A 7,479-nucleotide genomic window follows, 5' to 3' on the forward strand; every position below is an offset into this window, starting at 1 on the left:
CACAGATAATGAAATTTTTAAAGTATTAATAATCTTTTCTTTTTTTTTTTAGTAAATTCCATTATTTAACTAAAAAAAAAAAGAAGTGTATACTATATACATACACTTCTTATTATTTTTTAAATCATATAATTTAATTAACTATGTTAATTATTTTATTAATTCTACTAAATCTCCATTTTTAACGCCAGCAGCGTTTCCTTCTTCTATATCAACATGCATTTCTAAAGCAAATTTTTCGCTAGCTCTAACTAATACGTTATGGAAAGTTAATCCTCTTAATCCATCAGTTTTAACGCTTACTACATCTTTATCTTTAACACCGAATTTTTCAGCATCTTCAAGACTCATATGTATGTGTCTAGCAGCAACTATTATACCTTTTTCACATTCAACTTCACCTTTAGGTCCTACTAATTTGAATCCTGGAGTTCCTTCAGTATCTCCTGATTGTCTAACTGGAACTGCTAAACCTAATCCTCTAGCGTCTGCTAAAGAAACTTCTACTTGTGATTCTGGTCTAACTGGACCAAGAACTCTCATTGTTTGTTGACCTTTAGGTCCTACTACTGTAACTTTTTCTTCACATGCATATTGTCCTGGTTGAGATAATGCTTTAGATTGAGTTAATTGATATCCTTCTCCGAATAATGCATCTACATCTGCTTGGCTTAAATGTATATGTTTATTTGATAATGCTATTGGTAATTTCATAATAAAAACCTCCTAAAATATAGTTTAATTTTTTAATAACCGCAATTAAATTATATCTAAATTTGATAAGAAAATCAATTATTATAATACATTAGAATTCATTATCTTACAAATTTTTCACTTTACTTATTTCAAAGATTGTTTTTTTATACAAAATATTGTTATCTATTATTTATTATTTAGTTAAATTTTTTAATAAATCAAAATATCCTGGGAAAGATATATTTATACAATTAGTATCGTCAAGTACTACTCTTGAATCACTAACTAAATCTGCTATAGAAAAAGACATCGCTATTCTGTGATCCTTAAATGTTTCTATAGTAGCTCCATGAAGCTTAGTTTTTCCTTTTATTATCATACCATCTTCTAATTCTTCTATATCTGCACCCATTTTCTTTAGATTATCCACAACAGTTTTTATTCTGTTACTTTCTTTTACCTTTAATTCTTGGGCATCCTTTATTATAGTTGTACCCTCTGCTTGTGTAGCTAAAACTGCTATTACTGGTATTTCATCTATAAGTCTTGGTATTATAGTTTTATCTATTGTAGTGGCTGTTAAGTCTTTAGAGTATTTAACTAGTAAATCTCCTACTTTTTCTCCACCTACTACTCTTTCATCTACGATTTCTATATTTCCATTCATACTTTTTACGACATCTATAATTCCAGTTCTAGTTTCATTTAATCCTACATTTTTGATTAAAACCTCAGAACCTTCGCTGATTAATGCTCCAACTATTATAAACGCCGCAGAAGATATATCGCCAGGTACATATATATCTTGATTAAATAATTCATCTACAGGGTTTACGATTATATCTAATCCGTCTTCTTTTATATCAGCACCAAATGCTTTTAGCATTATTTCAGTATGGTTTCTTGATTTTACCTTTTCGTGGATTATACTTTGATCGTCTGCATATAAGCTAGCAAGTATTATAGCTGATTTAACTTGAGCTGAAGCAACTGGCATTTTGTAATCTATGCTGTGTAAATGTCCACCCTTAACTGTTATAGGTGTGAAGTTTGCATCGTCTTTTCCTGTTATATTACAGCCCATCATTCTAAGCGGATCTGTAACTCTCTTCATAGGTCTTTTTCCTATTGATTCATCTCCAATTAGAGTAGATTCAAAGTCATTACCTGCAAGTATACCCATAATTAATCTTATAGTTGTACCTGAGTTACCTACATCAAGTATATCTGTTGGAGGCTTTAATCCTCTGATTCCATTACCTTTTATAAAAACATCTTTTCCTACGATATCTATGTCTACACCCATTTTTCTGAAGCAAGAAACTGTACTTAAGCAATCTTGTCCCATTAAAAAGTTACTTACCTTGTTGTTTCCCTTTGATATAGCAGAAAACATTATTGATCTATGTGATATTGATTTATCCCCTATTAATTCAAAAGTTCCTCTAAGCATGTTTGCACCCCTTTATTATTTCTAAAATTGTCTCATCGTCTACATCGTTAAATAACTGTACCTTACCATGTCCTACTGGTAGCATCATATTTATTTTTGAAAAGCTATTTTTCTTGTCGCTCTTCATGATATTTAGTACTTCTTTTTCATCTGCCCCTTCAAATTCTACAGGTAGATTGAATTTTTCACATATTTGTAAAAATTTATTGTAGTATTCTTGATCTACTAAATTTTTCTTTAGAGAAAGCTTAAATGCCATGTTCATACCTATGCTTACTGCTTCTCCATGAGCTATATGACAAAGCTTTTCGACTCCATGTCCAAAGGTATGCCCGAAATTAAGGATTTTTCTAAGTCCGCCTTCCTTTTCGTCAGCTTCTACAACGTAAGCTTTTATCTCTGCACATTTTTTTACAATATATTTTAATGCTAAATCTTTTTTATCTAAGATATCCTCACTGTTTTCTAGTAAATAATCAATAAATTCATAGTCGTATATAAATCCGTATTTAACAACTTCACTCATTCCATTTCTAAATTGATCATCTGGAAGAGTTCTAAGAGCTGATACATTTATAAATGTAAATTGAGGTTGATAAAATGCCCCTACTACATTTTTGTAAGTACCTAGATTTATTCCAGTTTTACCTCCGATAGATGAATCTACTTGCGCTAGAAGAGTTGTAGGAACTTGTATAAAGTCAATTCCTCTCATATATGAGGCTGCAACATATCCTGATAAGTCACCTACTACACCACCTCCGACAGCAATTACTAGAGATTTTCTAGTAAGACCAGCATCTAATCCATGCTTTAAAATCTTTTCAAATGTTTCTATACATTTTGAACCTTCTCCAGATGGAACTATATATTCACTTACAAATTTAGCACCCAGTAAATCTATAAATTTATGTAATTGTGTTTTGTATACATTTTCATCAGAAATTACTAATACGTTATCGTATATTTCATTTATATTTTTGTCAGAAGTACCGTTGATTTCATTTAAAGCCTTATTAAAGCTTCTGTAGCTTTCATCTATAAAAATACTACATACTTTGTTTTTTATTTTTTCCATCCTCTTTCACCCAACCTTTGAACATATGAATTGTAATTTCTCTTTACATCCTCTAAGCTGCTTCCTCCTATTGTTTCTAGGAAAAATTGACATATAACGAAGGCCACTACATTTTCACATACAACGCTACATGCAGGTACAGCGCAAGTATCTGAACGCTCTACTGTAGCTTGGTATTTTTCTAATGTATTTACATTTATTGAGTTAAGAGGTTTGTATAATGTTGGAATTGGCTTCATTGCACATCTTATTACAATCTCTTCTCCTGTTGTCATTCCACCTTCTATACCACCTAGTCTATTTGTTGCTCTTCTTATTCCATCTTTTTCGTTGTATATTATTTCATCCATTACTTTAGATCCTGGAAGACGCGCTACATCAAAGCCTATACCAAATTCAACACCTTTTATAGCCTGAGTTCCCATCAAGTGCATAGCTAATACACCGTCTAATTTTCTGTCAAATTGAGTAAATGATCCAAGCCCTGGAATTACATTTTTAACTCTAACTTCTACAACTCCACCTATTGTATCTTTTTCATTTTTTATTTCGTCTATTTGTGCAATCATTTTAGCTTCCATTTCTTTATTTGCACATCTAACCTCTGAATTATCTACGTTATTTTTTATATAATCAAAATCATATATATTTTCATCCTTCACATCACCTATTTGTATGACATGAGAGACAAAATCTATATCGAAATTTTTAAGTACTTGCTTACAAATTGCTCCTACTGCAACTCTGCTAGCTGTTTCTCTAGCAGAAGATCTTTCAAGTACATTTCTAGCATCAGTAAAATCGTATTTTAGACATCCAACTAAATCTGCATGACCTGGTCTTACATTATCTACTTTTCTAGTTTCAAAATCGACATCTTCCATAGGTGCCATATATTCAGTCCAATTTTGATAATCCTTATTTTTTACTTCAATTGAAATAGGTCCACCTAATGTTTTTTTGCCTCTTACACCACCAAGAATATTTACCTTGTCGCTTTCAATTTTCATTCTTCCACCACGGCCATAGCCACATTGACGTTTTTTAAGTTCACTGTTTATTTCATCAAAATTTAACTCTACATTAGATGGAAGACCATCTATTATAGATATTAAGCTTTGTCCATGTGACTCACCACTTGTCAAATACCTTAACATATTCATCGCCCCTTACTTTACAATATTAATTATTATTATTTTGTTTTATTTTATATATATATTCATCAACAGATTTGTTGAATTTAGCTTTGAAATCTTCATTTTCTTCAAAAGAAACTTGATCTGAATTTGATAAATATAAATTATACTCTAAATCTGTATTTATAGATTTGTAGAATATATCCATCACAAGTTGTCCTCCCAAGAATTGATTTTTATATTCAGGTTGTCCCCCTATTGCAATATACATACCTAATCTAAATTTATCTCTATCTATAGATGGCTTATTCAACACATATTTGCTAGAAAAAAATGATTGAGTTCTGTCTACTAAAGTCTTAACTTTTGTAGACACACTTGCAAAGTACATCGGACTAACTGTTATAGTTCCTGTACTTTGATTGAATTCTTCATATATTGGAGTCATATCGTCTTTTATTCTACAATGTCCTGTCTTTTCACAGGCTCCACATGCTGTACAATACTCTATATTCATCTTATATACATCTAACACCTTATATGCTATTTGGTTTTCTTCAAATTTCTTTGTTATCTCTTTTATAACTGAAGCACAATTTTTATTTTTTCTAGGGCTTCCATTAATTATTAGTATTTTATCACTTTTCCCCATAAAGTTCCTCCTATTAAATCTTTCATATCATTCTATATAAATTTCTCTTTTATTTAAAAATCATTTATTACTTAGACATACTATTAATATATCGTCGTCAAAATTTCGTTTGGAAACAAATTGTTCCAATTCATTTTTTAAGGCACTTATAAAGTCGTCTTTTTTCAAAGTATAATTTTTAAGTAAAAAAGATTCAAATCTTTGTATTCCGAATTCCTCTTTATTTTTATTCTTTATCTCTATAACCCCATCTGTGTACATACAAATCATAGAGATATCCTTTATAGGTATTGTAACCTGCTTATAACTCACATCTTCTAAGACACCTAATGGAATATTTTTCTTACACATTTCACTTTCAGCCGATATTAGCCTTCCAAAATTATCGATTATAATCGGACAGTAATGTCCAGCATTAGAAATATCCAATGTATTATTCTTAGTATCTACAATAGCCACTATACACGTAGTAAAAACACCCATTTTATCGAATTCATCGTATAAAATTTGATTTAATTTATTCATAATTTCTGAAGCTGATTTGTAATTATAGCATAGAGTTTTGAAGCTTCCCTTTATCATCGCGACTATATAATTTGAAACTATACCATGACCCATGACATCTGCAATTATATACGCTACTTTATCTTCATTTATAGCTTGTGCATGGTAAAAATCACCGCCTATAACAGTCGCCGGTCTATGGTAAAAATACAAATCCTTATCGTTATTTAAATTCATTTCGCTCTCATTCATAATCAACTTCTGCTGCTTATTCAATATATTCAATTCATTTGCAATCAATTTGTGCTTTGTTTCAGCTTGATTGTATTTATATAATTGCATACCTAATATAACCTGTTTGGAAATTAATTCTAGTATGTTGAAATCGTCCTCTGTATATCCCTTACTATTTGAACATAATATACATCCTACAAGCTCATTTCCTTCCTTCAGCTTATAATATATATAATTATCTACCTTTAAATCTTTTAAAAGCTCCAAATTTGGATTATTTTCGTAATTTCCATCTTCATTATAATCTCTCAATTCAGATAATATTTTTTGAAAATCAATTTTTTTTCTATTTCTATTTTTTAATGTGCTAAAGATTTTATAATCATAATTTAAATCATCTATTACAATAAATGCTTCATTGCTTTTAGTTAAATTTTTCGCTTGAGTATTTAAATCCTCCATAAATTGATTGACATCGTTATTCAAATACAATTTAGCAGTGACATCATTTATATTGCTTATAGACTCTCTAAGCTTACCTATTAAGTCTCTTGTATGCTCATTTTCCATAGTAATTTCAATAGATAAAGATATCAAAGAAACAATAGAAGATATAAATGTAATATCTAATTCCTCTATAGAATCCTCTTCTGTCAAGAAACACGTCATAAATCCTATAACTTTATAATTTAAAACTAAAGGAAATACTATTCTACCCTTATACCCCTCCATATTGGCTAATTCCCTTTCGTCGACTGCTTTTGGATTTTCAAAAATATCTTCAATATATATTATTTTTTTATCTCTAACAGCTTCATGTATATATTCAGGATACGCTTGGTCAAAGTTTAGCTTTGTCCCTATTTCACAATTTTTTGGAAATGCCTTAGGTACGTAATCTAAAGTAGCAGAACACACCAAATAAGCATATTCAAAATCATTATTGTAAAATAAATTAATACAAGCCTTTGTAGGCTCTATAACCTCCAACATTTTATCGACTATTTTATCTTTTATCTCAAAAAAATTTGTAGATTGAGTCACCATAACAGATATATCTACTAAATTTTTCATTAGTTTTCTATTTTTTTCCATCAAGCATCCTCCTTGATTTTAATTATCTATAAAATCCTTTTAATGTAGATAAATTTTATCACAATAATTAATATAATCCAAGTGAAGTTACCCAATATTTTCACTATTTAAAATAAACCAGTGTATATTTTTTACAAATTAAATCAATATATTTATAAGCAATTTTTGAAATTTGCATATATGTCCCTTATTGTTATTGCAAAAACCACAAAAAAGCATAAAGCTAATACCCATGTAAAGCCTGTGACCAAACCTATTAATAATATTGATAATAAAAAAGATATATCTCTTTTACCTTTTTCCTTTAAAATAGATTCCTTACTTTTGTTTATATTTTCTTTTATAGTACTTATCTCGGATTCAGCCTTTGTTTTAAAACTTTTTTTGTAAAATATATAAGCAAATTCAATAAAAAATGCACCTATTGCAAAATAAACATTTATTTTATAGCAAACAAGCAATATAAATACCGCTGTAAAAATTTTTAAAATGGCAAAAACTACGTTATCGATTTTATAAGATATATTTTGTATTTTTTTAAATTGATCGTTTATTTCATATTCCTGCTTAGGCAAATTATTTATTTTATTTTTAACTACTTCTGTATAAAACAGCTTTATTATTCCATTCA

Annotated in this window: 7 protein-coding genes; all 7 read right to left on the reverse strand. The window is 29.2% G+C overall.

The annotated features are described in order from the left end of the window. Positions 1-150: 150 nt before the first annotated feature. Positions 151-714 carry a phosphate propanoyltransferase gene (gene pduL, locus ACI3VO_RS01615; protein WP_320626673.1) on the reverse strand — a complete coding sequence of 188 codons (564 nt, stop codon included), beginning with the start codon at positions 712-714 and terminating at the stop codon, positions 151-153. 175 nt (positions 715-889) lie between these two features. After that, on the reverse strand, positions 890-2,149 hold the full coding sequence (gene aroA / locus ACI3VO_RS01620) for a 3-phosphoshikimate 1-carboxyvinyltransferase (RefSeq protein ID WP_439756231.1): 1,260 nt from the start codon (positions 2,147-2,149) through the stop codon (positions 890-892). Then, a complete protein-coding gene (gene aroB, locus ACI3VO_RS01625) occupies positions 2,142-3,227 on the reverse strand; it encodes a 3-dehydroquinate synthase (RefSeq protein WP_439756232.1) in 1,086 nt (361 codons plus the stop codon). Before aroB ends, aroA begins: the two co-directional genes overlap by 8 nt. Further along, positions 3,215-4,384 carry a chorismate synthase gene (gene aroC, locus ACI3VO_RS01630; protein ID WP_439756233.1) on the reverse strand — a complete coding sequence of 390 codons (1,170 nt, stop codon included), beginning with the start codon at positions 4,382-4,384 and terminating at the stop codon, positions 3,215-3,217. The genes aroB and aroC overlap by 13 nt, the downstream gene beginning before the upstream one ends. 25 nt (positions 4,385-4,409) lie before the next feature. After that, positions 4,410-5,015, reverse strand: a complete 606-nt coding sequence (locus ACI3VO_RS01635) for a flavodoxin family protein (RefSeq protein WP_439756234.1) — start codon at positions 5,013-5,015, stop codon at positions 4,410-4,412. Positions 5,016-5,075: 60 nt separating this feature from the next. Continuing rightward, entirely contained in the window at positions 5,076-6,848 is a 1,773-nt protein-coding gene (locus tag ACI3VO_RS01640) for a GAF domain-containing SpoIIE family protein phosphatase (RefSeq protein WP_439756235.1), read from the reverse strand. Positions 6,849-7,000: 152 nt separating this feature from the next. Then, positions 7,001-7,479, reverse strand: a 479-nt coding sequence (locus ACI3VO_RS01645) for a hypothetical protein (RefSeq protein WP_439756236.1), incomplete at its 5' end; no start/stop codon positions are given.

Source organism: Intestinibacter sp. (genome assembly GCF_051866655.1).
GTDB lineage: Bacteria > Bacillota > Clostridia > Peptostreptococcales > Peptostreptococcaceae > Intestinibacter.